1 protein-coding gene and 1 pseudogene are annotated in these 765 nt (G+C 70.4%); both read right to left on the bottom strand.

What is annotated here, in order from left to right:
* Positions 1 to 21: 21 nt before the first annotated feature.
* On the bottom strand, positions 22 to 372 hold the full coding sequence (locus AOK01_RS37905; RefSeq protein WP_245702585.1) for a lytic murein transglycosylase: 351 nt from the start codon (positions 370 to 372) through the stop codon (positions 22 to 24).
* Between the two features lie 86 nt (positions 373 to 458).
* Positions 459 to 765, bottom strand: a pseudogene (locus AOK01_RS44535) (serine/threonine protein kinase); the annotation flags it as partial.

Genomic DNA, 765 nt, shown 5'->3' with positions numbered 1-765 from the left:
GCGGCCCAGGGGGCCGGTGTGTCAGTGTGTGTAGTCCCTCAGGTGGGCGAGGACAGTGTCCACGTAGGGCCGCACGGACTTCGGCACGCCGCCGGCTTCGATGACCGTACGGTCGCTGGTGCGGTATCCGGCGGCTATCAGTCCGGGCAGGTTCTCACGCAGGTCGCTCTGCTTGAAACGCTGGTCGAGCCAGCAGGTGAACACCGCCATGGTCGCGATGGCGTCGGGAGGTGACATGTAGTCCTTGTCACCGTCGCGGTCGCCGTCCACGGCCCATGCCTTGAACACCGCCGGCGTCCACATGGCGATGCCGTGCTCGCCGGTGGCGGACCGGGAGGCCTTCGGGTCGAAGCCACTCTCGGCCTTGAGCATCGCGGCCAGTAACACAGGAGTCACCTCCTTGTCCGTGCACCGCTTCGCGGCGTCGGTGATGACCGGCCGCAGGGTGACCGGCACNNAGGGTGGCCCCGGTCGCCGACGATGTCGGCTTCCCGGGGGCGTCCTTGTCGTCGAAGGGCACGAAGGCCACTGCTAAGCCGGCGACGGCCGCGCAGGCGGTGAGGCCGGAGACGAGCAGGACCGCCGGACGCCGATACCGGGACCCGGGGAGGCGTGCGACGTGCAACGCCCTCACCCGGCGGGACAGTTCACCCGCGTCCAGGGCGGCCCGGGAGGCGTGGTCCGGAGCCAGGCAGCCGACGATCAGCTTCCGCCACCCGGGCTCCAGGGAGTCCTCCAGGCGGAGCGGAGCCGATCCGCTCGCAT

Source organism: Streptomyces aurantiacus (assembly GCF_001418335.1).
GTDB lineage: Bacteria > Actinomycetota > Actinomycetes > Streptomycetales > Streptomycetaceae > Streptomyces > Streptomyces aurantiacus.
The sequence above is the reverse complement of the archived record's forward strand: the minus strand, read 5'-3'. Positions and strand labels throughout refer to the sequence as shown.